This is a genomic window from Marinobacterium litorale DSM 23545 (genome assembly GCF_000428985.1).
GTDB lineage: Bacteria > Pseudomonadota > Gammaproteobacteria > Pseudomonadales > Balneatricaceae > Marinobacterium_D > Marinobacterium_D litorale.
In genome coordinates, this window is the sequence record NZ_AUAZ01000016.1 from 55,283 (window position 1) to 81,378 (window position 26,096).

The window sequence follows — 26,096 nt, forward strand, 5'->3', positions numbered from 1 at the left end:
GATCATAAGCGCGGGCAGGCGGTTCAGTATCTAACCGGCCTTGATCCAGACCTTGGTATCATGGAAGACGGCGCCACCGGCGGGTAATGCAGCTTCTGCACTGACCAGAGTGTTAATCCCTCGGCCATCCACAAAGGCTTTGTTCGGCCATATCCCTTCAACGATAACAACGCCCGGCTGCACACCCTCGAAAAGCATGACATGGACACGGACCTGGCCATGACGGTTACCCATGTACACCAGATCGCCCTCACCAACACCCAGCGCCCGACCATCGTCCGGATGTAACATGACCTGCGGCCGATTTTCCTTGCGCTGCGAGCCCGGTGTTTCCGTGAAACTGGAGTTCAGAAAAGTGCGTGCCGGCGCCGTCACCAGCCGGAACGGGTGGTCCGCATCGGCACTGTCGATCAACGACACATGATCCGGTAACTCTGGTAAACACCCGTCAGCGTCTCCCAGTGCCCGCCAGTCGGCCCGGAAGTGAAAACGGTTGTCCGCATGACCAAAGCCATCCAGAAAATGTGCGGTCTCAAACGGCAACCCACAGTCCACGCCTTGCCGTCGGTGGATCTCATCAGCACGGGGCAGACCGCTACCCTCCAGCGCCTGATCGACCAGGGAGAGCTCATCCACTTCAAAAAACCGGTCACGTACGCCCAGTCGCTGCGCCAGCTCACTGACCACCCGATGGTTACTACGGCACTGAGCGTACGGCTCGATGACCGCCTTGCTCACCTGAATGGAGGTATGCCCGCTGGCGGAGTAGATATCATCGTGCTCCAGGAAAGTCGTCGCGGGCAGCAGGATATCGGCCATGGCCGCAGTCTCGGTCATCATCTGCTCATGCACCACAACGAAGAGATCGTCACGCAGAAACCCCTCGCGCACCCGTGCCGACTCAGGAGCTACAACCATGGGGTTGGTATTCTGTATAAACAGTGCCTTCACCGGCGGCCCGGCCCCCAGATCCTGCTTGTTCCCGGTAAGAACCGGTCCAATTCGCGACATATCCAGCATCCGCACACCGGGCTTGCGCAATGACAGCCCCTGCAGCGGCGCACGGTCGATGTGCTGGTAAAGCCCACTGTTGGAGTAGAGCGCTCCGCCCCCCGGGTACTGCCAGGCACCGGTGAGCGCGGGCAAACAGGTGACGGCATGCATATTGGCCGCGCCGTTACGTGAGCGACTGAAACCATAGCCGACTCGGATATAGCTTTTACGGGTGCGCCCATAAAGGCGGGCAAATTCGATGATCTGGTCGGCGCACACGCCGGTAATGTCAGCCGCCCAGGCCGGTGTCTTTGTACTCAGGTGTCGGCGCACCTCATCGTCAAAGTCGCTGTAGCGCGCCAGATAATCCTTATCCTCCAGCCCATCCGCCAGGATCTGATGCATCATGGCGCAGGCCAACGCGCCATCGGTGCCGGGCCTGAGCTTGATGTGCAGGTCGGCCTGTTTCGCCGTCGGCGTTTCATAGGGGTCGATCACCACCAACTTGGCGCCCCGCTTCCGAGCTTTGGCGATATGAGTCATCACATTGATCTGGGTATGTACCGGATTACCGCCCCACACCAGAATCAGCTCGCTCTCCTCAATCTCCAGCGCATCAACCCCGCGCACCACACCCACACCGGCTTTCCAGCCCGCGTTTGAGATCGCTACACAGATCGTTTCCTTTTGACCGGAGTAACCCATGGCATGGCGTAAACGATCGGTCGCTCCCCTTTGCGCCCAGCCCATGGTACCGGCGTAGAAATAGGGCCAGATCGCCTCAGTACCAAACTGATCGGTAATCTGCTGAAAACGTTCGGCAATACAGTCCAGCGCTTCGTCCCAGCTAATCGGCTCAAAGGCTTCTAATCCAACGCCCCTGGGCCCGACACGTTTTAATGGCTGAGACAGACGCTGCGGATGATGAACCCGCTCGGCATAACGAGCGACCTTGGCGCAGATAACGCCCCCCGTATAGGCGTTTGCTTTACTGCCATGGATTCGCCCAATCCGCTGAGAGCCCAGGGTTTCAACCTCAAGAGCACAGGTCGACGGGCAGTCATGGGGGCAGACAGCGTAATGGCGGCTTGCCTCCGGTTTTCTTTTCGTCATCGCTCGTTCCTTGTGAATAACAAAACCTGAGGGGCTGGACTGAGGGGCTAGCAACACCCTAAATTGTTCTTGGGCAGCGCGATAGTATAGTCTTAACCAATTACTAAGAACCTATCGCTAGCGGCGACATAACAACCGAGCTTAGCAATTATAGTTAGTTGATTTATAAGGCATTAACCGCTCAGCTACCGCAGAAAGTATTACTAACATTTACTTACAATCACTTAATACCCACTTGGGTGTACGGTTATTGCCGATATTCTGAATGGTATGATCCTTCGCCCGCATCTCGGTCAGTAGATTTCGTATCTGATTCGTCTTCTGCTCATCAGTCAGAGCACTTGATAGCTTGTCATACAGCAGCCGGTCAATGTCCGCACGGCTAGCAGAACCAAACTGTTGTAGGTGCTGAAGAATCAACTGCTTGTAGTAGTCCTTGTCCAAAGCTCGGTGCTTAGTATAGGTAGCGCGATCCTCGGGCTTCTGAGCAACGGCAGCTGAGAGAAACACGTTAGGCTTGCGCCCCTCTACGAGCTTCAGCTTACGAAGCTGCTTCAAAGCGTTCTCCGGCACCGACTTCTTCTTCTGGACAGCATCGAGCCAGATCACCATATCCAATGGCAGGTCCGGACCGTTCTTCAGCAGGCGCGTGTACTTCTCGTCTAACACCTGCCCGATGATATGCACTTCAACCCGCTTACTTACGCGATCGATGTTGTACTCAGGCAGTGGGAAGAAGCGTTGCCGCTGGGCTCTGAACATGCGCTTGATACCGCTGCCGATGGTATCCATCATCTTCAGCTCAACCATGGCATGTGCCAATGCGGGATTACGGTAGCGCTCGGGCGGTACATCCTGGTTCAGTACCGTTGAGACATCTGCAGGTATGAAATCTGCCAGATTGTTGAAGATCAGCTCGTCTGGCTTTTCAACCAGGTTGATCTTTCCGCCCAGGCTGTAGTCCTGATGCGCAATGCAGTTGTGCAACGCTTCTCGCAATACCCAGCCGTCGTACTTCGGCAGCTCTGTAGGGAAAAGAGAGTCGTCCGGCATATAGCGATAGGTAAGGTTTCTGACTGCAGCAATCGCCTGGGTACTGTTCAACAGAAATGGCAGGCCAAAGTGGCGGTAATCGATAGGGATTCCATCGCGATCTTGAACGATCCAACTAATCTGTAGATTGCTCTCGGGCAACAGGGACGCAGCTTCACTTTTCCCTAACAGAATCAGGGCAGCTCGATTCAAACCTTGATCCGTCATCAGCCGCAGCTTTTTCAGCAGGGCCGGATCATCCCAGCTAGCGACTTCATCTTCCAAGTGTGGGTTGCGCTCACAGTAGAGCCGGCGAGCCTCCTGAAGCGCCTCGGATGATAGATCATCTATCGAAGCCTCGGGCACAGGTACTGCAGACCAGTCCGGCTGTGGGCGTTGCTGGCGAATGCGCTCGATTTCGTCCAGAGAGAGTGGCCCCAACGATTCTCCGTCCCGGCCATAATAGTGACCATCCCAAGCCACAGGAGCCCCCTTAGAGGCGGCTGGAACCTGGAGCATAAGTACTCTCTTGCCGTCGCCCCAAACCTCAAAAATATCGAGGAATGTAATCCTGCCACTCGTTTTGTCAGCCACTTCCTTCTTCAGGCTCTCAAGCTGCTTAGGATCACTACGATAGCTTGTACCGACTATTTCATGACTCTTGTCCTCGACACCGAACAGGAGCCAGCCATACTCGCGGTCCTTGAGATTGGCTTCGTTGGCGATAGACGAGAAGTAACGTCCGAGCTTGGCAAAGTCGTAGTTACGCTTGGCTTCCTTGAACTCCAGCCATTCAGTTTCCACGGGCATAGCGCGGAGCTCGTCCAGAATCATCAACAAGTCATCGTGCGTCATGCGATCGTCTTCTTGCGGCCATTGGCCTGAATCCCCGCCAGCATCGCCTCGGCGGAGTTTTCACCACCGATCAGTTCAGCGTTCTGCTCGCACCTCTCAGCTGTCAAATTCTGAGCGAACGCTTCACCCAACTGCCGTAACTTGATAAACGTGGTATTAGGATCACAGGCGAAAGAGCGCTCCGCTGCGGACGCCAACTGCACACAGATAGGATCGCGTTCACGAAGAAACTCGAAGTTGCTGCTTTCCGCCATAGGTCCCTCTCCAGCTACTCAGACAAGCATAGCGTATCTCTTTTTCTTACTCTTTGGTGTGTGAGCAGTGTAGAAGGATTGTCAATGTGACTAGGACCGGGGTCAACTGTCGTACCAGGTATGCTTTGGTAAGGCGAAACGGTGCTCACACTCTATTGACCGAATAGCATAAGCGACCGAATGAGTTACCGACGGTATATGTAGAACCCAGCCAGATTGCGAACAAACTACAACAGAAAACGCCAGGGCGTTATTCTATATTCTGGATCTGCTCGAAGAATAAAAATATAAAACCCTTCAAAAACAGGTGATTAAAACGTTTTCTCTTGTGATAAATGATCGGTACTACCCAATTTACTACCCATGAATAGAAACTTTATCTCTGAGTAGCCCACATAGTTACTACTCATGATTATAAACTGGGATAAGTGGGAAACTGGGAATTCCTGATCTTTTCCGGTTTCCCGTCACCTCGTCTCAACCGAAGAAAACCTGCCAGCAAGTCTAGCAAGAGCGGCGCTCCCAGCGCACCTCTGCTGATACAGCGAAGTTTGTACTGATAGTACAAACCATTGATTTTATTGATTATTTTTTATTTTTTCTCTTGCATATTTGAAACTTCGTGCGAGTATTTTAGAAAACGCAGGAGTTCAAAATGACCAAGTTGAAGACCATTTGTTTTGCTGTAATTACAGCCGCGCTCGCGGGTTGCGCTGCTACGCCTCGACACTATGACGACGAATCGTCCCGCGCACTGAACCTGGCCCGTGCCGGGGGCGTCTACGATCAGGACCTTCGAGACTCACCAGACGGGACGCGCTCGTATCGAAAGGGTTTGTTGGTAAGCGCCCTCAACCTGGCCAGTCTGGCTACTTCATTAGATGCGCCGCTTCGTCATCTTACTGGCACCCAGACGCTGTTCTTCAACGCCACTGACATCATGATGACGCCGGACAACCCTTCGGCGCGACCCAGCCTGATGGGCTGGATGCCGGAATCACTGGCGGCAAACGAGGATGACGCCTATGACCACTATGTTGCCGTCGTGGATGAGGCCATCACCCAGGCCGCCGAATCGATGGCAATTACGGCAACGAAACTCACAGACGTGAAGACGCCAGAAATTGACGGGCACCCGCTCATGCTGTGGTCGGTGACAGCGGAGCGATATGGCTGTGCCGATAGCAACTGCCTCATCGCCTACAACATCCAACAACCGAATCACTGGAAGACCCCAAGCTATGTCATCGGCGGTGAAGCAGCCAGTTACAACATCGCTGCCAACCACCCCGAGAAGTACTCCCGACTGGTATTTCGGCAGTCCGGCCATGAACTCACCTTTCCAGTAGATGAATTCTATGGCGCTGTCAGCGCCGGCATGCCTCCCTGGATAGTGATGTACTTTCCACCGAACACCGTGATCCAGGACGGCGAGCCGCTTCCCTATCCGGTGCTGTATGAACAGGGCCAACAGCTGATGTTCAGGGAGCCCAACCATGAGTGACTGGCACGATGAACTTGAGTTGGCACTGCTGCCGCTGGAGGACCTGAGAGTCGATAGCGTCTACATGACTTTTGTGATCAGCAATGCCCTGAGCGAGCGAGGCATCTTCCATCAATGCCGGATCGGATACGCGGAGGACCGACTGAGCCGAATGACCACCGCTCCCCATTGCTGGATCGAGCTCGAACAGGGCTGGTGTGTCGATCTCCGGCTCAGACAGTGGCTGGGCGATGAGGACGACCTCCCTCATGGTGTATTCCAGCCATCCAACTACCCGCGAGTTCGGTACCAAGGCACGGCGTTGCTGGTTCCACACCTGAACGTGGAAGATTTGAGGGCGATGACGAATGATGCCTACAGCAAGGTGAAACTGCCGTGGCTGGCCGGGCAAGCCGCAGCGGCCTGACGCCGGGCAAAACTTGCATTTTCTCAGGTTCTGGTAGCTTCAGTGTAAAGAACTATCGGGGACTGAGGCCGTGGTGAGAGTGGCAAAACTCGTAGCAGTGGGGCTCGCCGGAATCGGCGTTGTGGAGATCGCCTTTAGGGGGGCTGATGCTGCGCTTTACGCATGGTATCTATTGTTCGTGCTCTGGGTGGTCGCACTGTTCACTCGCTTCGCCCTGGCCGCAGTCGATGCCTACAAGACGGCTTTCGCCAAGGGACCCGATGGGGAAATGACGTTTCCCGAGTTTGAGGAAAAGATGGCGTCGTTTAGTCGAGGCAGTGGTGAGGAGGCAACCGGCGCGAGCAGCAAGGCAACTTCCGGCAATGGGAGCGATGGCGGTACTGAGGGTTTCTTCGATGACGACAGAATCAACCAGATTTATCGAGCGGACGATCCGTTCGGGGAGTTTCTCGACTCTTAAGGTGGTTCCTTATGGGTACAGATCAGGAGAACCAGGGGTTCGACCCCGGTAACGACCACCGGAACCACCTAAACCAGACCGGCCAGAGAGAACCACTTATAACAGACTGAGGAACCGACGATGTTTATTCGAGCCTACCTTCGGGCATCCACGCAGGAACAGAATGCGGAGCGAGCCCGGGAGTCACTGGTACAGTTCGCAGCCAACCACGGTCAGCGCATTGCGGCTTTCTATGTGGAGAACGTGTCCGGCGCCACCTTACACCGCCCCGAGCTGATGAAGCTGATTGCAGATTCCGGCGAGGGCGACATTGTGCTGGTCGAACAGATCGACCGGCTGGCTCGCCTCAAACAGAATGATTGGGACTCTCTCAAACAAAAACTGGCCGCCAAGCGGTTAGCCATCGTCTCCCCGGAATTACCGACCAGTTGGCTCGCCCTAGAAAAGAAAGACGACACCGGATTCACCGACTCTATTCTCCGGGCAGTCAACGCCATGATGCTCGACATGCTGGCTGCCGTGGCCCGCAAAGATTACGAAGACCGCCGACGCCGCCAGTTTCAAGGCATCCACAAAGCCAAAGCGGAGGGCAAGTACCAGGGGCGGCAGCCAGATCAGAAACGCAGGCAGCACATCGCCAGCCTTCTGCGCAGCGGCCACAGCTACAGCGAGATCCAGGAGATTCTGAGCTGCTCCCGGCACCTGATCGCGTCTGTCGCCAAAGAGCAAAGACAGGCCGATGCTGCGGCCTGAAACCAACAAAGCGCCCTGAAAGGGCAATCAACCATTGGAGACCTGAATATGCTGAACCTATCTGCCACACTGATTGCATTCCTGAGCTTTGTCGCAGTCGTACTTTTTATCTGCGTTATCGCCTACCGAAACGCGGACCGTCTGGAAGCGTTCGTAGAGCGTAAATTCCGAAAAAGATCACACCGTCACAATGGCGATCTGAAATAAATTCGGGGCAAAGCGGTGTTCTTGCCCAAAACGGGCAGTTTGAGAGCGGTACCTACTGCGTCGTCCATGGCAGCATAATCGTGAAGTCGATATGAGGTTATGCACATGAAGGACAGAACAGCCAGGCTTCCCGACAGCTTTCTTCTTTTATTGGAGCAGGAAGAAAAACGGAGGCAGCAGCGAGAGGACGCGGGGCGTCCGGCTCTCACAGTACTAATCGACGCCGCTCACAGCGGTGGTGGCGAGGCTCGGCATATCCGGCGATTCCTGCTTGGCCTTTATAACGCCAGCCACTGGCCGTTCGAGTTGAACCGGCTGAGGGCCTTGGATACCGAGCTGCAGCAGGCTGCGTTGCAGGTTCTGGCGCTGGATTGGAATGGCCGGGAGGTTCACACCTATGTGCCGGGTGGTGATGAGCTGTTTCAGTCATGGTGGGAGCGGGAGTTGAATACCTGACACCCCACATCCCATTGCACTCCCGAGTGGATCTATGGCTGTTTAATGAAGGTAACTTCGAAGGCCTTGCTAGACCGAAACTGCTGCAACCGGTTAGCAAACGCGAAGGCTTCATTCATCTCGTAGTGCTGGAAGATGTCCAACCCTCGATCCAGCGAAATCTTCCAGCCGTGGTCTGTAACGATATGACGGGCATGAATGGTCCCGCTTTCGTCAAACTGCCAGGTGAAGTCGATGCCCACGGTGCGAGCGGATTCCTGGATCTTTTCAAAACTCTCGTCTTGCAGATCCCCCTTGAACTCGTCCCGGACGGTGATGAGGTGAACCGCCACTTCATCTTCCTCGGCCTTGTTCTTCACGATGGCCTCGAGAAACTCCATGAAATTGCGGATCTGGTAGAAAAGCCGAATGTAGGGGTCTGTGACGGTGATCTTGCGGGCGCCCTTCAGGTATGCGCCAAACAAGCCGTCGAATGAGATGCCTTTTTGGTTCTCCTGGAAGGTCAGGTGTTTTTCCTCCAGCGCAGGCTCAGGGGCGCGGGGCTCTTTGGGCTCGCCACCTTTAACGTCTACTGCTGGCTCGGGCTCTAATCCCCCGTCATCAGGAGTAGACACTGTCTGATGGTAGTAACCCGGATACTCTTCTTCCTCAAGTGTGGTGACCAACGTTTCCTGGCCCTGCTGATCCTGATAGGAAAATCGGACTTCGCCGTAAGTAGTATCAATCCGCTGTAACTGGTCCTTGACCCGCTTGCGCCCCTCGATGGCAAAACGCAGCACTTCTTCAACCTCATCCCTGGTTGCTCCGCCCTGGGGAAACAGGATCTTCATCAAGCCGGAAAAGGTCTTGTTGATACCGTCCCGGTCACGGGTCGAGATATCCGAAGAAAGGGTAAAGTGCTCCCGGTACTGATCGGAATAATCGTAGTTCCGCATCGAGCGCAGGATTTCTGCAAGGTAGTCCACCACGAAGCCATAGCCGTCGGAGAACATCTCGCCCCGGATGATATCGACCTCCCACCCGGGGATGTAGAAGTGGATTCGGTCCAGAAAGGCAGAATCGTAGAACTTGTCCGGCAGTTCATCGAACAGGTCTGAATGCTTCAGCATGTAAGGAACAGTGTGCCGGGTGTTCCCCACGAACACCATGGACGCCTCGGCGCCCAGGGTTTCCACTCCCCGGGAGAAGGACTTGTTGGCCATGTAGTTCTTCATGATGTCGACCAGTGCTTTATCGACGCGTTTCTGCTTGCCGGCGAATTCGTCGAAGGCCACGCAATCCCAGTAGCCCACCAGGCCGATTTTGCCGCTGGAGTTATTCACAAACAGCTTGGGTACGGTGACTTCACCACCGGAAACCAGGATCCCATGGGGCGAGAATTCAGAGTAAACGTGGGATTTACCCGTCCCTTTGGGGCCAAGTTCGATAAGGTTGTAGTTCCGCTCGCAGAACGGAATCAATCGGACCAGTTGCGTCAGTTTGCTGCGCCGACCAAACATCTCCGGGTTAAAGCCGATACTCTGTATCAGCAGGTCAATCCACTCATCGGTGCTGAACTGCTGCCGCGCGGCAACGTAGGCGTCGTAGTCAAAGTGAGATAGCTGAATCGGCTTGAGGGTGGACAGAATCCAGGGGCTGACGTTCTGGTCTTCAGAAAATACGTATTCGATGTCCGCAATGCACCAGACGCCGCTTACCAGCAGTTTGGGGTGGGCCTTCACGGTCCCAGAATCCACCAATACCTTCTTGATTCCCAGGTTGGAAAACTGCGCCTCGTAGGCATCCGTCTTCTCATTCAGGGCCACGCTGATCTTATCGATGACCTTGTAGCGCCCCTTTTCCTTGATATTCGAGCGCACCAGCCCGGCCTCGTTCCGGTGAACATAGTGCTTGGCCAAAATCTCCTTGACCGTTTCGATACCGGTCTGAATCGTGGCCTCGTCGTTGGTGGCGCAGTACTGGCCGAGCAGATACTCCAGCACGTATGAGGGGACGATGGCGTTGCCCTTGACCGTTTTCACCAAGTCTTTGCGGACCACCAACCCTTGGAAGTGCTCGTTGATCTTTTGGTCAAGCGTGCTCATTGGCTATAACCCTCAGAAATCAAAATCGCTGGTAAAGGACCGCCGCATCAAATACCTGAGCGACTTGTATTCCTTGTAGTGGGAGGTGCCGGCGTGCTGTTCTTCCAGCTTTAGGAAAACCTCCTGGCCATTAGCCTCGTCCGCCTTGCGGCTGAGCACAAAGCGCACCTGAAGCTCCCGCTCGCGGGGGTTCTCCGAGGTCAGGTCAAACGACAGCTCGTGACTGTCCGAAATCAACTCCCCTGACTGGGTATAAATCCCGGCCCGCAGGTGGCGAGGCTGTACTTTCTCGGTAACCGGCCCGGACTGATACACGGTGACGGCCAGTTGGCCGGAAGTGATCACCGAGCTGGCCCCACGCAGGATGTCCACTTCAACGGCGCTGACATCACTCTGGCGCTTCTTATTGACCTTCAGGACCGGAATCACCACCTCCTGAAGGGATGCGCCGCCATGCACAAAGCGGCTGCCAGAGCCTTTAAGGCGCAGCCGGTTGATAGACTTGGGAATCTGCACTTCCATATCGCCATCCAGCCCAAGCTGCTCAGACGAGAAGTGATGGAACGCCGGAGAGGCGGACAGCCCCTTACCCAGCACGAACCGACGGTCCCGGTAGCGAATATCATCGCCAGAAACGGCATCACCCAGGAAGTCACTCTCATCCAGCTCACGGTTCTGGTAAATAAAGCCATGATCAGCGGTGATCAGCAGGTTATTGGCGTTGGCCGCTGTGAGTTTCTTGATCAGACGAATCAGGTCATCCAGGGTTTGTTCTGCGGCTTCAAAGGCCTGCCCCTCTGAATGCATCTTGTCGCCGGTGTGATCGATGCGGTTGTGGTATATGTACAGCACATCATTACCTTTGAGCAGCTCCCGGCTGTCGTCCCGGTTGAGCTGCATAAAATCCTCCGCCTTGACGGCCTGGCCCCGCCCATCCAGGGCGGCTTGCAGGATTTTGGTACGATTGACTGTACCCTGTGAGCTTTGTCCATCCACCAGTACCGTACCGGTATCATTGTCGGCGATCGCCAAGGACTTGTTGGGCAGCAGCGCCGCCATGCCGAGCTGGGTATAGCTGGGAAGGGTTGAGAGAGCCGGCTCGAGCTCCGCGCTGTAGCGATCCTCCTGCCGGATAAGGCCCAGCAGCTCGTCACCAATCTCGTAGCGCATGGCGTCGGAAATGATCACGCAGATCCGTTTGTCCTTGCGCAGGTACGGGCGAACCCAGTGCTCGAAAAAGGCTTTTTGCTGAACGACCGGATAGGCCTCCCAACGCGGCGCGGCGTCCACGTGAACCTGGAAGCCATCGCCCAGCTTGAGCAGGTAGTTGTTGGAATACAGATTCTCCACCTGCTCACTGAGCTCGCCCATCAACGATGCCTGGCCAGACATGCGCACATGGTAGGTAAACTTGCGATAGAGCTGATCCAATTGGAACCAGGAGCGGCTGTATCGCTGAACGCCGTCGGAGAGGCTGTCCATGGTGAGACGAGCCTCACCGAGCATCTGGACAAAACGGGCCGCAAACTCAATGGCTTCATACAGGTGGCGGAACTCCCCGTACCAATGGCCCTGGCGCCGCTGCCGCACCCACAGTGCCACATCACCGCTGGTGACCGTGCGGCCTACCACCGCCCGCACCAGGTCACTGATAATCTTCTGGTCGATTAGCCGGAAGTAGTCCAGCTCAACCAGGTCACGGAAATCCCGCTTACCGAGATCCTGCTCAATGCCCAGCACCTCGGCACACTCGGCAGACAGGGTTTCAAACCCCTGCTCGAACTGCCGGCTGTCTTTCCAGCGCTTGAGGAACACCAGGGCGTCGCCGGTCAGTTTGACTTCGCCATCGGTGCGCTCTCCACCCACAGTCATGGCGTAGCAGGACTTGAACAGCTCAATCACGAAGTCGCGAAGGCTGGGTTCACTGGCCTCGTAGCCGTAGAAACGGGTCAGTTGTTCCCACAGGAAGCTATCCAAGCCGCACCGTTCGATCAGCCTGATGCCATCATCGCGCTCTTCCGCCAGTTGCTGCAGCAGGGTTTCCACCACCGAGTCCATACGGGGCTCACTACCGGCACACACGGCCAGCATCTTCAGGCGCAGCTGGCCGGCAGTGTCATCCAGCTTCAGCAACTTCTTCAGCGCCTCCTTGCGCTTGATCGCCTGGAAAAATTCCGCGTGGGCCTGGGCCACCTCGGCGAACTCCAGGCCCAGCTCCAGTTCGGACAGCCAGATGGCCACCTGGTCAGTCCGGAACTCGCCGTGGGCCAACTGCACATCCAGCAACCAGTTATCCAGATCCTCCGGCTGCGGACCTTCTTTGTATAGAAGAAACCTCTGTTCCGGTGACTCTCGCAAAATACGGTATTTCAGGCCGTACTCGTTGTTCGCGATCTCCAGCTTCTCCACGTCCGTGATGGAAACCGCCTCGAAGTCACTGCGCAACTCTTGCTTGGTGTCGTACCAGAACACGATGCGGTGCTTATCGAACAGTCGGCTCAGAGCCTGGTTAATACGATCACTCATTGGCTTAACCCAGTAATCTTCTTTAAAGCTTCGCCGAACTTCGGATAATTGGCCTTCACTCCTTCATCGAGATCAATTTCCACCTGTTTGGTGGCCAACGGGTAAAGCACGTTCCGCTCGTACTCATCTAATTCGATTAGTGTCTTGTTAATTTTCTCGATTTCTTTAATAGCGTTGGTTTTTTCTACCGGTGTTGCATCTTTGCTAATACTCTTCTCTTCCCAGTGCTCTTTTTCATTAAGGAGTTTTTCATCTTTGAAGTCGCGCAGATATTTCAGCACCACGCTTACTGTATGGGGACGGTAGCGGTGCATGTATATCAGTGCGTTGAATGAGCCCTTGGGTGAGGTGAACAGCCAGTAGATGGGGCGCTTTTTATAACCAGCTCGATAAGATTTATTCGTGGCAATATGATCGTTGTAAAACTCGCCAAGAAAATAGTCGCGGATGCCGTAGTTCAGCCTGCCTTTGATGTTCAGCGCCTGCTCAACAAAGCGGAGGTTCTCCTCGTAATGCTCGTCGCCAAAGGCCACACGCAAGAATTCACGGAAGCGCTCTGTGATATCGTCAGTAAACCAGTCGCCGTGGAGCATAGGGATGACGTTGTCCTCATCGGGCCGGAAGCTGGGCTCCGGAACCTGCTTGAGGTAGTCCTCGATGGTCTCACCCTGGTTGGCCAGGATCAGTCCCGGCTTGTCCAGCGCATAACGGCCGAACATGCAGCCCACGGCGTAGGAAACCAGCTCACGCATGGTATCAGCCAAGAGTAGCGCCTCCAGTTCATCCTCGCTCTTGTCGTTGCCGTAGCGGTAGCGCGGGTTGCAGGTCAGGGTGATCTCGTTGAGTTGGACTTCGGGCGTCAGCTCATCCTGCAGGCCGTAAGTATCAATGAAGATCCGGTTGTTCTCTTCCTCCAACCGTTGCATCTCAAGCGTTACCTCTCTCCAGTGTGCACGAAGCTTCTGGTAGGTATCTTTCAAGGTTGGCTGACGGTAGTTTCGATGCAGCAATTCCGCCAAACGGAAATCCCAAGATGTCTCATAGGCATCCCAGTCTATTTTACCAAGGGATATCAAACGATTAACATTGGCATCCAAGTGCTGCCTACTATTTTCAGGGCGCAGAAACGGAACTCGTGCCATATCTCCAACCTGAAACGTGGTGGTTGGATTGAGAATTTGCATAAACCCAAGCATTAGCTTGCTATTCATCAATCCGATCACTTGCTTCAACATGTTTCTTTCTGGGAAGCCTGAAGAGCCTTTAACGTCAAAAATAAAACCATTAGGTGCGTGTCTCGCAGCGAATGAGTTTGTAGTTATGTCAGCCCATGTGATTCCCTCCCTGAAGTAATATTCCGTATTTTGAGGTCTGGATCGTACTTTGCCGTTCTCGTCCTTAAAATTTCGGATGCGGGTTCCGTCATCTTCCCAATCAACGACATACTCACAGTTACCGTACCACTTACGCCAGTCGCCACCCTTGTTGTATGGGAACCACTTTAAGCTCGTTTCAGATGCCTCATCGCGTGATGCGAGCCCAAAGCCAATCTCTTTTATAGAGATTTCATGCCACGCTCTCATGAATATGTCATTTGATCCTGTTTGCAAACCAACTCTAGGCTTTACAACCTCTCCAAATAAAGTAGCATTGGCGAAGACTTGACGAACAGTATCACTTACCCAGTAAGCAATAGGACTACCCGGTATCTTCTTGAAATCTTCTGTTGAGGCGAGAAAAGGATTTGAGCGTCGTTCTCTAAGATTCGCATCCTTCTCCGCCTCACTTTTACCGTCAGAGAGTTTCAGAAAAGACCCTTTGGATTTGGTTCTTCTTGAATCAGTTATTACAAACGCAGTAGTTGAGACAACCTCCCCACCAATACTATCGAAGGCCCTTGCGCCTAAATGAGCCATGGAAGCAATTGTGTATTTATCGAGAATAGTGGTGCGCAAGGTCTCAAATGAAGATAAAAACATCCAGCTTTGCATGGTTATCATTGCAACTGAACCGCACTTTTTAGTCAGATCTAGATTACGCTCGATAAACATTGCAAATAGATCTGATTTGCTGCTTGGGTAATTATTCTTTGCGAATGCTTGCAATCGCCCCGCCATGCTTCTATTGCCCATATAAGGCGGATTGGCAATTACCACGTGGTAATTAGGGCTCAGGTATTCGGCCTGTCTCAAGACTTGCAGAACCTTTTGATGAGTCATGCTGATAAACAGCTGCCCGGAGACATCCTTTGACTCGACAACTCTTAACATACCGGAGGCGTTAGTGATATCGGGACGGATCAGAGAGCCGAAGTTATCGGCCTCCTCGAACTGGCGAAGGGTAGTGAGCATCGGCTCAGTGAATAGGTCGTGCCCGACGAAGTCCATGTATTCTTTCAGTTCACCATCTTCAAAATGTACACTCCCAAGGACACAAACATTGGGCTGAACCGGCTTACGAAAGAACCGGCGTTGCTTGGCCCGCGCCTTCATCGTTAGTGCAAAAGCGGCCAATTCTCCAGCACGCTCGTCGATCTCAATGCCGTATAGGTTGTGAGTCAGAATCTGGGCTGGAATATCGCTAGGTTCGTAGCCTTCCTCTTCGTAAATGGCATACAGCAAATCGAAGGCATACGTCAGCATGTGTCCCGAGCCGCAGGCCGGGTCACAGATCTTGATCTCTTCCGGGCCACTGATCCGCAAAAAGTCGGTCTCGGGCTCTTCCGGCTTGATGTAGTAATCCATCTGCTCGATCAAGCCAGAATCAGGGCGATTTAGCATCCAGAGGCGCCCCAGAGAGTTTTCCACCAAATAGCGGACAATCCAGTGCGGCGTGAACAGCTGGGTCGCCGCCGGGATATTCTCGGGAGTAACCTTCTTGTTTTTCTTGAGGTCAGCAAATACCTGGTCTTTCTTCTCGGAGATATAGAACTGATACAGCCAACCGATTACCTCAACATCCTGGCAGGCGTCCGGTGTCATGGCTTCACGGGTATAGGCCAGGATCGAGTTGCCCGAAAGCAGATCATCCGGCATTAAAAGCTCGGTGTAATCGTCAATGCGTTCGAAAAGGAACGGCATGGCGCCGTACCAGTGGTTGCAAGCGGCAACGACTAGCAAACGATAGGCCTCTCCCTGTGGGTCTTGGCTGGGCGATTTGCCGTCCAGCAGGGCGAAGATCTTTTGACGGGTTGGTTCCGGCACCATTTCTTCATTGATGTGGCCCATTTTGGCATCAGCCAAAATCTCAGGCTGGAACTGCCCTTCAGCAGGGGAAACTATGCCAATGCGGTTGTAGCGGTTCACATCCATGAATCGCAGCGCGCAGAAGCGGTTAAACCAAATATAGGCTACCCGCTCGATAAGCTGTTCCTTGTCCTGGTCGGCTATCGCCTTTTCGAGCCTTTTGATCGCCGCCGGGCTTTCCCGCCGGGCAGGACTCTCCTCGGCCAATACCAGTTTGAGCTTAGCTGTAACCTGTTCGAGCAGGCTCCGTCGAGCGAATTGGGCGAATTTTTTAAGTTTCGATGTTTCCATGAATTAGGCTCCCGCGCTTATTCTGCGGACGGTATGGGGTCCAAATTGTTTCTTGTACTGGTCCAGATTGAGAATGACGCACGCCTGTGCAAACGGCAGAGACCAGTCTTTGTGATTCAACGGCAGGCAGCGGTGCAGCTGATCTTGTTTGGCGAGCAGCAATGCGGGATCGAGAGCGGCCATGGAAAGCAGGACGATATAATGAACGGGTTTTCCCGCCTTACCGCTGAGGGCTCGGAACCAGAGGCTGTCTCTATACTTCCCCGCCAATTCGGGTATCAAATTGCCACTGACGAGCTTTTGTCTGAATGCTTCAGGATTGGTCGCGACAGGGTTGTCAGGGTCTTTTACTTCCACAAAAACCAAGCGATCCTCATACTCTGCAATAAAATCAACGCGCTTCATGGTGCTTTGCCCATGTAGCGCGTCGTCATCGAAGCGGACGGCTTCAATAGCATCGCTGAAATCGAATTCCAGATCGTCCTCGGAGAGAAGAGTCATACCTTTCCCCCGAGCGAGCGCTTGATCTCTTCGTCGTATAAATCATTGAACGTGTTCGCTATGGCATTGTTATCCAGCTCTTTATAGCTATCCGCTGATTGAATAGTGACTCGGTCACCCTCGTTGACCAAGGCATGGAAGCGAATGTGATCCCCCTGGCCCGGTCGGACCAGCAGGTCAAACCATTTGAGCAGTACATAATCATGGGTGGCGAGAATGACCTGCTGGTTATTTCGAGCGAGCTCCAGAAGAACCTGAACAAGCAGCTTCATCAGCTTGGGGTTCATATTGGATTCTGGTTCGTCCCAGAACAGGGGGCCACTGGAACCAGGAGACAGCACGCCGTTACTTAGCAACCTGTGCAGAATACCGATCTTTCTGAAGCCTTCCGCTGTCATGCTGCTGGAGTACTGACGACCGCTTTCTGCGACGAACTCCGTCACTGTGGAGTCCTGATACGCTTGGGCGGACTTGGAATTGGTTCGTTTAGGAGAGGGCTTTTCCCGATATTCACCTGGCTGGAAGCAGAAGCCGCCGTTTTCCCACTGATAACGGCCACCAATCAGGCTGACCAATTGCGGAACGATCGAACTCAGCCTCGGATCTTGGTTGATTCGCACGTCCAGGTCGTCATCACTGGATTTGGTCAGGGCCTTGGCAAGATCGACGTAGCCATCATCGAATATCAGCTCAACCGTCTTCTGATCGTGTGTTTCGTCGGCCATACCCTTGACCAGAGAGAGCACTTCTTTGGTTGGGATGAACACTGGCTCAGCCCGGTACTTGGCGTAGCTTTGCGAATCCTTGATCGAAAGTTCAGAGGAGTTGTTGAAAAAGGTCGCGTTGACCTTCTGCCCCTCTGCAAACTGTGCGGTTAAACTGGCGTGCTCCCTGGCCCCGTGGAGGTGCATCTTCCCGAGCTTGTCATCCAGAGGCATGAACAGGCGTAAGAACTTGGTAGTTAAGGCCGCTTCGAGCTCGGCTTTACCGAGATCCGGCTTGCTCTTGAAAAACGATGCGCCGGCACAAAGCCCATAGGCCGCCTTGAGCAAGTGTGTTTTGCCGGTACCGTTTTCACCAATGATCACGTTGATCTTGGGTGAGAAATCGATGTTCAGATCACCGAATGACGTAAAGTTTTTGAGTTCAAGCCGGTCTATCATCATTACTTCCCGATTGTTCACTATCCCCTGATCCAGCACCCGGTCGGCCACTGCCCTCACTTGCACGCGGAAATACGCGCGGCGCTCGTATCCGCTCGTATTTTTCGTGCGCCGCACGTATTTTATCAGCTTCGCTCATATCGAGTCCCCTTCCCCTGGCCTACCGGGCGTATCACACCCTTGTCTTTCAAGCGGTTGAGCAGCCGAGTGGCTTGGAAAGGGCTGATATGGCACAGATCAGCGGCATCCGCTCGTTTGATGCTGCCGTGGGTATCGATGAAATTCAGCACCATCTGCTCCTGTTGGATGGCATCGAACCCCGCCTGGCGAACGTAGGCCGCCTTCTGTCCCGCCCCCCGGTAAACCTTGGCGCTCAGGGTGTAAGTGCGGCCCTTGCCGGTGCCGTGGGCTTCCACCATGCCTGCTTCCACCAGCTTTTCCAGGGTGCCCCGGACCACGGTTTCGGGCTTTTGCACGGATTTGGCCAGGTCCGCCGTTCTTAAGCGCCGCTCATTGCGCAGCCGGGACAGGATGATCAGGCTGTCGATGGGCATGGCGGCGCCGGTCTGTTCCTCACGCTCGACGATCATCCGCAGGAATTCGGCGTCCGCGTCCGCTGCGCTCATGCGCACGGAGACGGTGTGAGCGGACGACATGGAGTAGTCGGGGGCGGTGCGCCCGTAGCGGAGCATACCCTCGAAGATCCGGTCGATGCCTCGGCCAGTGCGTTCGGCCAGGCCAATGCGCTTGATGATGTCAGCCAGCAATGGGTTACGGGAGCGAGGGTCAGCCACCAGCAGGTTGTCCAGGTTGACGCCCTCCACAAAACCACCGGGATTGCTGATGCTCAGGCCGTCGTCGTCCAGTTTGACGTGCACGGCACCCAGGGCGCTGTAGTCGCGGTGAACCAGGGCGTTTACGAAGGCTTCCCGGAAGGCTCGACGGTCGAAGTTGGGGATGGGCACGCGAAACAGCCCGACCTGAATCTCCTCTTCCTCCACCCGGGCGCGGAACAGCACTTCGACCTCTTCAAACGTCTCCAGCAGCGGTTTGCGGTAGAACTCGTTGACCAGCACATCGGTACCGCGCAGCACCTGGAAGGCTACCTCGTGGGAGGGTAGGTGTTGCCGGAGCTGCATCTCACTCCCTAGCAGCAACAGGCCTGCAACCGTAGGGCGGCGCATGCCTCCCACGCTCACAGTCAGCCCCAGGGCGCCGTCCAGCTCATCATCCGCCAGGGGCATCAGGCTCTGGTCGCCACCGTACTTCTTGATGGCGTTGCGGATGCGGATGCGCTGAATCGGGTCCAGGTCCTCAACCGCGAGGTTTTCCACCGGCAAGGCCGAGGGGTCCGTTACCCCCAAGCTTGACTGGCGCTGAACAAACTCATGGGGGTAGAAGGGCACAGCCTCTGGAGTGCCGTCCATTCTCAGGCGCCGACGTTGCAGCAGGCCATCCGAAGTGGACACCAGCTGCCGGGACTTGGGCACCTGGATCCTGGCAATAGGTTGCCCGTCCAGCTCCAGGGACTCAACGCGCACAGCCAGCGAGGGAATGGTCTTGTTGGCAATCAGCGCGGGCAGGCCGGCGAGGTTGCGGTGATTGGCATGCAGCCCAGTCGGGGTGCCATCGTCTTCAACGCCCAGGAACAGGTCGCCGCCCTCGGTGTTGGCCAGGGCCACCACCGCAGCTACCAGATCCCGGTCCGGCAGGCTTTTGACGTCGCTTTTGAACTCGACGGCAAGGCTTTCGCCGCCGCGAATGAGCGCCTGGATTTCCTGTTCGGCTTCGTGCATGGCTATCCCCAACTTTGACCGATTAGACGGTTCGGCACGCTTAGATCTGGACCTTGCGGCCTTGCTGGACTTCAACCAGCAGGGCCTCGCGCAGGGCATTCAGATAGCGGTCCACATCCCCCTCGTCGGCCAGCCAGGCCTTGTCGAACGCGACACGGAGGTTGCGGGTGTGAACATAGTCGGCGGGCGATTCCTTGACCTCGGGAGTCCCCCCGTCACTCTGGTCTTCACTCTGGCTACCTGGGTGCTGATCGGGGTCGTCTGCCGGTGCTGATTTCTGATTGGCCAGCGCCACCATTTTGCCCAGCAGCTTCTGGTAGCCCTCTTCTTCAAAGTACCGGGTACGGTCCTTGATCACGGCAATCAGGCGCTCCTGCCCGATGTAGTCGACCAGATCCCGGAACGGTTTGTTGAGCTCATCCTGGCGTGGTTCCGGCAGGGACTGATATTCGTCCATACTTTGCATGCGTTCCTGCATGGTCTTCAGGGAGGTTTCTGCCTGAGCTCGGGTTTGCTGCACTTTCTCGTCGATGCGCTCCTGCAGGCTATCCAGTTGGCCCTTGAGGTGCTGAATGCGATTCCCTTTGTAGCAGTTGGGGTCGTTCAGGATGGTGCGGATCTGCTCGATCTCATCCCCGGACACATAGATAAAGTTGGGCTCCTGGCTCTGCAGGAAGGACCGAGCCTGGTTGTAGATGTCTTTTTGTGAACCGCCCATAAACTTGCGGATGGGGTCGATGACATCCTCTTTCAGGTCCAGCAGTTGGTCTTCCTGCTTGCCCAATTCCGTCAAGTGCCAGGTGTAGGGCTTTCCGGCGACCTCTTTCAGCGTCACCAGGGCAGGTTTCAAGGCATTGAGAAACGGGTACTGATCGACCTGCGCTATCCGCCGATCCAGGTCGTGGTACATGTCCTGGAAGGCTTCGCCGGCCTCTTTACCCAGGGCCTTGGCTTCGCTGCTGCGGGGCGGGCTGTCGAAGAAGTCCTCGTAGAACGACTTGAGGGCTCGGACCTGAGAGGCGGTGAACTCAATCTGTGGTTCCAGCACCACGTTGCCGTGGCCGTGAGTGTTACGCAGGGCGCGCTCCAGCTCGCTGTCCTCCAGGATGTTCCCGTCGAGACGAACTTCCACCTTGCCACGGGCACACAGGTTGGCCAGGGTGCAGAGAATCGCGGCGTAATACCAGCCGTAGGGTTTGCGTTCGAACTTCTCCAGCAGGCTCTTGAGGGTAGTGCGGACACCGCCCCGGTTGTTGCTCTGAATGAACGCCAGCACTTCCTGCTCGGATTCCGCCAGGGCCGTGGCATCATTACCGAAAAGACCATCGTCTGTACGGTTGAGGCAATTGCTGACGTCATTTTCCGTGTAGGAAACGCCACGCAACATGCGGAGGTTCGGGTAAGCCCGTGAAATCAGCTCATGGAAGCCCCGAATAATACGGGTCTGGGGGTCCTCATTCGCGACCTCCACATCAGCCCCGCCAATGAGCAACTTGGACTTGCCAATGAGGGTCTGAACCTGCTGCCGGAGCCTGGCCTCGCGCTCACGGTTCTGAAAGCCCTTGTCATTCAGGATCCGCTTTACGGCTTCCTGCTGGGTAACGGAAATGTTCTGCTTGATGTACTTCTCGGTGCGCTTGAACATGAGCAGATCGCGCACCAGGCGCTCGTCCGACGGCATGAGCACGAACAGCTCGTCCGCCTTGTAGGTCGAGGCTGTACGTAGCATCTGCTCGTTGTCAGTATGCTCGTGGAACGGGCTGATGACATTGATCGAGAGTTCGTATTCACGCCCATGCAGACGATCATCCAGTTTGCGCGAATAGGAGTAGTCTTGCCCCTGGTTCTGGGAGGAGCCTGCGTCATAGCGGATTTTGCGCTGCTTGATGACAAAGTCGAAAACGATCTTTTCCAGCTCGTCAGCCACGTCCGATGATTCGACCTCTGTGTTCTTGATCTCCTGCTCGACGTCCTTTTCCTCGTCCGTCAGGTACTCGTACTGGTCGCCGTTGCGCTGTATGTAGGTCTGTTGCTCCAGAAGGCTCAGGGCCTCCTCGACCTTGGTGCGAAGTGCCGGCAGATCCTGATCGAAGGCATCCAGCATCAGCACGCAAAGGTTGCGCACCGTGGGCTTGAATTCCTTGACGTATTTGACCAGGAACAGGGCCTTCAGCAGACGAATGGCGAAGGCATTATCGAGGTGGTTCTCGGCCTGAATAATCGCCCGCTGTATTTGTGATTTCAGTGCAGAGCGGATGCCTTCAAACATCAGGTCAAAGGTGGCCAGTTGGCCCACCTCATGGTTGCCGATGTGGATGGCCACCTGCTGGAAAACCCCTAGCATGGAGCGCTCACCAACAGAGCTGTGCTTACCTTCAAAGGCGTTGTGCTGGGACAGATTCTGGATCGCCGATTGGAACAGCGCGAACTGGTAGGGGATAAAGGGATAACTGTGGATGAAGTGGTCGCGATCCCGGAAATTCCGATAGGTAGCCGAACCATCCGAAAAATCGAAGAGCGTTTTAAAATTATTGGATTGATCGTGGTAAAGATCTGACAGCTGGTTAACGCCCTCTTCGGTTTTGGTCAGCAGGCGCTTCTGGATCACTTCCGCTACATCGGCACTGGACAGTTTCATGCGGTTATTGAAACGCGCCTGAATTTTCGAGAAATCGTTACCTTGCTGCTTGCCCATTTCGCCAACCACGTTTTTCATCTCTTCCTGGGCGGTGACGATAATCCAGGCCCGGCCCCGACACTTAGTGGCGAGGCTCTCGGCAATGGTTTGCAGGTTGGTCATCAGCTTGGTGTTGTCGGCAATGTACTGGCCGACCTCGTCCACAAAAAAGTTCAGGCGGAACTCTTTGTGGCCACCCTCTTTTGCCTGCTTCTCGATATAGGCATTCACATTGTCCGCGAAGTCCTCAATTGAAACGCGGTATTCGCTGCGGTACTTGTCCAGAATGCCCGCTGCCGACTGCGGGTCGCCACTGGTCACAGCGGCGTAGGCTTTGGCAATATTCGGGCCTTCCAGAAGGGCTTGCTCCCGGCCTTTCTGCCAGGGGCGGCCGGCGATGGCCTCGTACTCGACTTTGAATTGTTCGTACAGGCCACGGCCGTCCAGATCGCGCTCAAACTGGGCAATGTGCCCTTGTTTGCCGTAGTAACCGCACATTTCGTCAAAGACTTTAACGAACACGGCCAGAAGCGCATCGATCTGGGTTTTGCTGATGACATCGGCTTTCTGATCGATGTTGAACAGAATGCTCTTCGCCGGAATTGAGACAGCTCGTTTCAGGTCGCCCCGGAGAATTTCATTCTCGCTGCATTTGGGAAGGAACAGGTCCAGGGTTGTAGCACCGTCCATCTCGCGGTTTTCAAGCAGAAGCGCCAGCATCTTAAGCAGGTGTGACTTACCCGAGCCGAAGAAGCCGGATACCCAGACCCCGTTCGCCCCTTCGTAGTTATTGTAGGCGTCCAGGAACTCTTCGAGACGCTTCTCGACTTCGTTGGTCAGTACGTATTCTTCAATTTCGAGGCGAAGACTGGCTTCATCGTCGGCTTTGATAACGCCTTCAATGGGGCGGTCAACGGGCTTTAGAAAAATATTCTTCAATGTCATTGTACTTTCCCTTAATGATTACGCCTCGAATCGTATCGTCCGCTCAGGCTTCGTAATGAAAGATGTTGAACGCACGGTAGTACTTGTCGTCATGCAACCTGCCGAACAGATCCAGCGATGCACCGGTTTCCAGCGAGTGGGTATAGGAGCCCGGGAAGAACATCACCGTTGGCTGGTCTTTGGCGGTGCTCTGCAAGTTGTTGAGCACGTTATGGGAGCGTATGTAGGGGAAGACCTCGCCCACCCCTGAGAGAAACAGCACGTCAAACTCAACGGACTGGAGTTTTGCCGCAATAGCGGGCACCAAATGGGCTTCCGGGTCCAGCACTCCCTGTAGCAGTTCTTTCAGCTGATCCTTTGAGACCGTGGGCTCGAGCTCTAACACCTGCTCCCAGATGTCTCTTTCTTTCAAAATATCGACGGCCAGGTCGTACAGATTGATACTCAGGATCCGGATGCCCGCCTGCTCCAGCCGGTTAACCAACTGCCGCTGAAGACGCTCCATCTCGACCGCTTCTTCAGGCCGGTAGGGGCAGATGAAGAAAGGCACTTCATTACCCAGTCCCTGTTTGTTCAGGAACCGCTGGCCGGAAACCACGCTGAACAGGTGCTGTAGTCGCTCCTGCATCGGCATTTTGGCAATGTCCTTTCTCAAGCTGACATCCCCCTGATATCGGATTCATAGACTGGAAAGTAGAAAAACTCGTCAGGATTGTTCTTACGCAGCAACTCAATCAGCCTGGGGCTTAGCAGTACTGCGTTTATGGTTTTGTCCTTAGCTAACAACCCTGCCTCCCGCAGCATTCTGAACAGGACCTGTCGCAATTTATCGCGCGTTGAGGCGCTGGCATTATCCAGTTCGTCATGCCATTCCGATTTACGGTTATAGAAGGCATCGAAATCCTCAAAACTGAGATCCAGCTTCATCGCGACAAACCGTTCGTGGAGCACTTCCACCGCAAAGTCTGCGATAAAGCGATAAAGGCGACACACGGAAACCCACAGGAGATGTGCCTGGTCCTGGTGGTTTGCCTCGGCCAGGAAAGTCAGTTCGCTTTCGGTCAACGTCTTCAGACGTACAATCACCTCTCTACAAGTTCGCTTTGCCGTGCTCTCTGTCCTGGTCTGTAGCAGATTGTCTCGTAGCGCCTGAACACGCACCTCTTCCCAGTCATGAAGCGACAGGTACAGCTCGGCCAGCTTCACCGATTCGCGGTGATACAAGCTGCCGGACGTGAAGGAGATGCGATACCGGCCTTGGGTCATTCGGAACGCTCGCCCTTGCTCGTTTCGGCGGCTCCACCGCCCTTGACCCACTCATCCACTTCGATTTTTTTGAACTTCCAAAATCGCCCCATGCGGTGGGCGGGCATTGCGTGCTTGTCGATCCAGCGGTACACGGTGTCATTGCTGACACCGAGGTGCTTGCCAATTTCGTCTACGGATAACCAGCGATCTTCCATCTCGGCCATGTTTTCGCTTCCTATGGGCGATGGTGTTGCCACCTTAACTGAGGCGGCACGGTCTGATGGGCGGAACAGCCCTACACTACATTGACTGATCAATATATAGAGGTGCCACGCTGCATTCAACCGATTTGACCCGGATAGACCAGCAAAGAACGGCATATATAGCCACCTGAAATCTGGGCGATCCCATCAATAGCCCCACGCAATCAACACCTGCGGTGTGAGCGGCATGCCTTTTACCGCCAAACAGCCCTCATCCCTCCTCGCTTGAGGGGCTTGCACTCCCGCTGGCAGCCTCCTTCAGTCCACCGAGGTGCTCCTCCAGATCTCTCAGAAGGCGCTCGCTTTTCCGTACGATTCGACAAAGCTCCGCCTGATTGGCATTGAGCCTTCGCAACATTTCAAAACCGTCCTCAGTTTCCGTGATGAGCGGTTGCTCCCAGTCCTGGGCCCGCGTGAAGGCTGGTTTGTGATAGCGGAACCGACCTTCTTTGCGGATGTACTCACTGAACACTGATCGACCCTCGCCGCTCTTCTTCGGGACGAAGCGATTGTAGTACCAGGACAACTCCAACTTTCTTTTCCGGAGTCGGACGCGGCAGCCGAAATGCCCGGGATATCCGGGTGTCTTATCGGTACGGTGCGCGACGTTGTGTGACCAGAAGTGATCACAGAGACGCTGCGCCAGATAGCGGTACCTGGCTTGCTCCACGTCTGCTTGCTGGTGAATCGCCGTCAGAAATTGCCGGCATTGCGTGATGGCCGCTTTGGTACCACGCTGGTGGTTCACATTTTTTGCTCGGCTGACCGCCTCCCACTCTTCGCAGATTTCCTGGTGAGTCATTCGTTTGCTCATGGCTGGCTCCTCGCTATGGATTTGCCAACAATCGTAATCAGTCGAGTGCTTTGAGCTGCCATGTGCTTTTGTCCTTTTTGGACACAAAGGCGGGGGCGGAGGTAGATTCCTTCCTCCAAGCCATGGGACCTTTCCAATTCCTGTCCACGTGACTACCTGATTTGGGACTTTGCCGCTGCGCTCCCACGCGCCATGAAATAGCTCGCATGGACTGAAGGGTCCGCGCTCCATTATTTATTTGGGACCCTGGCTTCCCACCTCAGTGACAACACCGGTATCCGGTGGCTTGATGTAACCGGGCTGACTGTCGTCGCTACAACAATTCCCGCTACTTGCGCAGGGTTCTTATAAAGGGCTTGTAAGAGACCTTTTGGAGCCCCGGTGTGATACGGGCATGCCCCGTAAAATAACAGGGCCTCGAAAAGGCTCTTTAAGAGGCTGTTTTGATCACGTCCAGCATTGACTTTCACATGTGAAAGTCAGCGGGAGTTACCGCTTCATAAAATGATG

General features: G+C 54.8%; 20 protein-coding genes. 6 read left to right on the forward strand and 14 right to left on the reverse strand.

The genetic code is table 11. The features are described from left to right. Nucleotides 1–30 precede the first annotated feature (30 nt). From G403_RS0112660 to G403_RS0112670, 3 genes are all read right to left on the reverse strand, one after another. A complete protein-coding gene (locus G403_RS0112660) occupies nucleotides 31–2,106 on the reverse strand; it encodes a molybdopterin oxidoreductase family protein (protein ID WP_027854319.1) in 2,076 nt (691 codons plus the stop codon). Between the two features lie 210 nt (nucleotides 2,107–2,316). Continuing rightward, entirely contained in the window at nucleotides 2,317–3,993 is a 1,677-nt protein-coding gene (locus tag G403_RS23250) for an RNA-binding domain-containing protein (RefSeq protein ID WP_051298977.1), read from the reverse strand. Then, nucleotides 3,990–4,247 carry a hypothetical protein gene (locus tag G403_RS0112670; RefSeq protein WP_027854320.1) on the reverse strand — a complete coding sequence of 86 codons (258 nt, stop codon included), beginning with the start codon at nucleotides 4,245–4,247 and terminating at the stop codon, nucleotides 3,990–3,992. Before G403_RS0112670 ends, G403_RS23250 begins: the two co-directional genes overlap by 4 nt. A 655-nt stretch (nucleotides 4,248–4,902) precedes the next feature. Between G403_RS0112670 and G403_RS0112675 the strand changes: the two genes are divergently transcribed. The 6 genes from G403_RS0112675 to G403_RS0112705 all read left to right on the forward strand — a co-directional run bounded on the left by G403_RS0112675 (nucleotide 4,903) and on the right by G403_RS0112705 (nucleotide 8,033). Continuing rightward, complete coding sequence (locus G403_RS0112675) at nucleotides 4,903–5,751, forward strand: hypothetical protein (RefSeq protein ID WP_027854321.1); 849 nt, start codon at nucleotides 4,903–4,905, stop codon at nucleotides 5,749–5,751. Next, nucleotides 5,744–6,157, forward strand: coding sequence for a hypothetical protein (locus G403_RS0112680; RefSeq protein WP_027854322.1), 414 nt, complete (start codon nucleotides 5,744–5,746; stop codon nucleotides 6,155–6,157). The genes G403_RS0112675 and G403_RS0112680 overlap by 8 nt, the downstream gene beginning before the upstream one ends. 79 nt (nucleotides 6,158–6,236) lie before the next feature. Then, nucleotides 6,237–6,617: a hypothetical protein gene (locus G403_RS0112685; RefSeq protein WP_245578318.1), complete on the forward strand. Its 381-nt coding sequence runs from the start codon at nucleotides 6,237–6,239 to the stop codon at nucleotides 6,615–6,617. A gap of 120 nt (nucleotides 6,618–6,737) precedes the next feature. Continuing rightward, entirely contained in the window at nucleotides 6,738–7,370 is a 633-nt protein-coding gene (locus G403_RS0112695; RefSeq protein WP_027854324.1) for a recombinase family protein, read from the forward strand. Nucleotides 7,371–7,418: 48 nt separating this feature from the next. Then, nucleotides 7,419–7,577: a hypothetical protein gene (locus G403_RS25465; RefSeq protein WP_169719903.1), complete on the forward strand. Its 159-nt coding sequence runs from the start codon at nucleotides 7,419–7,421 to the stop codon at nucleotides 7,575–7,577. A gap of 105 nt (nucleotides 7,578–7,682) precedes the next feature. Then, entirely contained in the window at nucleotides 7,683–8,033 is a 351-nt protein-coding gene (locus G403_RS0112705; RefSeq protein ID WP_036233695.1) for a DUF7673 family protein, read from the forward strand. A gap of 32 nt (nucleotides 8,034–8,065) precedes the next feature. Here the strand turns inward: G403_RS0112705 and brxL are convergent, their stop codons facing one another. The 11 genes from brxL to mobI all read right to left on the reverse strand — a co-directional run bounded on the left by brxL (nucleotide 8,066) and on the right by mobI (nucleotide 25,586). Further along, on the reverse strand, nucleotides 8,066–10,117 hold the full coding sequence (gene brxL / locus G403_RS0112710; protein ID WP_027854326.1) for a BREX system Lon protease-like protein BrxL: 2,052 nt from the start codon (nucleotides 10,115–10,117) through the stop codon (nucleotides 8,066–8,068). A gap of 12 nt (nucleotides 10,118–10,129) precedes the next feature. After that, entirely contained in the window at nucleotides 10,130–12,643 is a 2,514-nt protein-coding gene (gene pglZ, locus G403_RS0112715; protein ID WP_027854327.1) for a BREX-1 system phosphatase PglZ type A, read from the reverse strand. Further along, nucleotides 12,640–16,179: a BREX-1 system adenine-specific DNA-methyltransferase PglX gene (gene pglX, locus G403_RS0112720; protein ID WP_027854328.1), complete on the reverse strand. Its 3,540-nt coding sequence runs from the start codon at nucleotides 16,177–16,179 to the stop codon at nucleotides 12,640–12,642. The genes pglZ and pglX overlap by 4 nt, the downstream gene beginning before the upstream one ends. A gap of 3 nt (nucleotides 16,180–16,182) precedes the next feature. Then, nucleotides 16,183–16,680 (reverse strand): hypothetical protein, encoded by a 498-nt coding sequence (locus tag G403_RS0112725; protein WP_027854329.1) that lies wholly within the window; start codon nucleotides 16,678–16,680, stop codon nucleotides 16,183–16,185. Continuing rightward, nucleotides 16,677–17,894 carry an AAA family ATPase gene (locus tag G403_RS0112730; protein WP_245578319.1) on the reverse strand — a complete coding sequence of 406 codons (1,218 nt, stop codon included), beginning with the start codon at nucleotides 17,892–17,894 and terminating at the stop codon, nucleotides 16,677–16,679. Before G403_RS0112730 ends, G403_RS0112725 begins: the two co-directional genes overlap by 4 nt. Nucleotides 17,895–17,968: 74 nt before the next feature. Then, entirely contained in the window at nucleotides 17,969–19,639 is a 1,671-nt protein-coding gene (locus tag G403_RS0112735) for an ATP-binding protein (protein WP_027854331.1), read from the reverse strand. 40 nt (nucleotides 19,640–19,679) lie between these two features. Next, nucleotides 19,680–23,261 (reverse strand): BREX system P-loop protein BrxC, encoded by a 3,582-nt coding sequence (gene brxC, locus G403_RS0112740; RefSeq protein ID WP_027854332.1) that lies wholly within the window; start codon nucleotides 23,259–23,261, stop codon nucleotides 19,680–19,682. Nucleotides 23,262–23,304: 43 nt separating this feature from the next. After that, nucleotides 23,305–23,916, reverse strand: a complete 612-nt coding sequence (locus tag G403_RS0112745; RefSeq protein ID WP_023008353.1) for a DUF1788 domain-containing protein — start codon at nucleotides 23,914–23,916, stop codon at nucleotides 23,305–23,307. Further along, complete coding sequence (locus G403_RS0112750; RefSeq protein WP_011784099.1) at nucleotides 23,913–24,527, reverse strand: DUF1819 family protein; 615 nt, start codon at nucleotides 24,525–24,527, stop codon at nucleotides 23,913–23,915. The genes G403_RS0112745 and G403_RS0112750 overlap by 4 nt, the downstream gene beginning before the upstream one ends. Beyond that, on the reverse strand, nucleotides 24,524–24,733 hold the full coding sequence (locus tag G403_RS0112755; RefSeq protein ID WP_011784098.1) for a helix-turn-helix domain-containing protein: 210 nt from the start codon (nucleotides 24,731–24,733) through the stop codon (nucleotides 24,524–24,526). Before G403_RS0112755 ends, G403_RS0112750 begins: the two co-directional genes overlap by 4 nt. Nucleotides 24,734–24,983: 250 nt before the next feature. Next, nucleotides 24,984–25,586 (reverse strand): conjugative transfer protein MobI(A/C), encoded by a 603-nt coding sequence (gene mobI, locus G403_RS23255; RefSeq protein WP_036233698.1) that lies wholly within the window; start codon nucleotides 25,584–25,586, stop codon nucleotides 24,984–24,986. Between the last annotated feature and the right edge of the window lie 510 nt (nucleotides 25,587–26,096).

Bases quoted from the DNA above. Each gene is read 5' to 3' on its own strand.
- G403_RS23250 (WP_051298977.1), bottom strand. From the start codon at position 3,993: ATGACGCACGATGACTTGTTGATGATTCTGGACGAGCTCCGCGCTATG.
- G403_RS0112735 (WP_027854331.1), bottom strand. From the start codon at position 19,639: ATGCACGAAGCCGAACAGGAAATCCAGGCGCTCATTCGCGGCGGCGAA.
- mobI (WP_036233698.1), bottom strand. From the start codon at position 25,586: ATGAGCAAACGAATGACTCACCAGGAAATCTGCGAAGAGTGGGAGGCG.
- G403_RS0112670 (WP_027854320.1), bottom strand. From the start codon at position 4,247: ATGGCGGAAAGCAGCAACTTCGAGTTTCTTCGTGAACGCGATCCTATC.
- G403_RS0112680 (WP_027854322.1), top strand. From the start codon at position 5,744: ATGAGTGACTGGCACGATGAACTTGAGTTGGCACTGCTGCCGCTGGAG.
- pglZ (WP_027854327.1), bottom strand. From the start codon at position 12,643: ATGAGTGATCGTATTAACCAGGCTCTGAGCCGACTGTTCGATAAGCAC.
- brxL (WP_027854326.1), bottom strand. From the start codon at position 10,117: ATGAGCACGCTTGACCAAAAGATCAACGAGCACTTCCAAGGGTTGGTG.
- G403_RS0112750 (WP_011784099.1), bottom strand. From the start codon at position 24,527: ATGACCCAAGGCCGGTATCGCATCTCCTTCACGTCCGGCAGCTTGTAT.
- G403_RS0112660 (WP_027854319.1), bottom strand. From the start codon at position 2,106: ATGACGAAAAGAAAACCGGAGGCAAGCCGCCATTACGCTGTCTGCCCC.
- brxC (WP_027854332.1), bottom strand. From the start codon at position 23,261: ATGACATTGAAGAATATTTTTCTAAAGCCCGTTGACCGCCCCATTGAA.
- G403_RS0112695 (WP_027854324.1), top strand. From the start codon at position 6,738: ATGTTTATTCGAGCCTACCTTCGGGCATCCACGCAGGAACAGAATGCG.
- G403_RS0112755 (WP_011784098.1), bottom strand. From the start codon at position 24,733: ATGGCCGAGATGGAAGATCGCTGGTTATCCGTAGACGAAATTGGCAAG.
- G403_RS0112675 (WP_027854321.1), top strand. From the start codon at position 4,903: ATGACCAAGTTGAAGACCATTTGTTTTGCTGTAATTACAGCCGCGCTC.
- G403_RS0112725 (WP_027854329.1), bottom strand. From the start codon at position 16,680: ATGACTCTTCTCTCCGAGGACGATCTGGAATTCGATTTCAGCGATGCT.
- G403_RS0112705 (WP_036233695.1), top strand. From the start codon at position 7,683: ATGAAGGACAGAACAGCCAGGCTTCCCGACAGCTTTCTTCTTTTATTG.
- G403_RS25465 (WP_169719903.1), top strand. From the start codon at position 7,419: ATGCTGAACCTATCTGCCACACTGATTGCATTCCTGAGCTTTGTCGCA.
- pglX (WP_027854328.1), bottom strand. From the start codon at position 16,179: ATGGAAACATCGAAACTTAAAAAATTCGCCCAATTCGCTCGACGGAGC.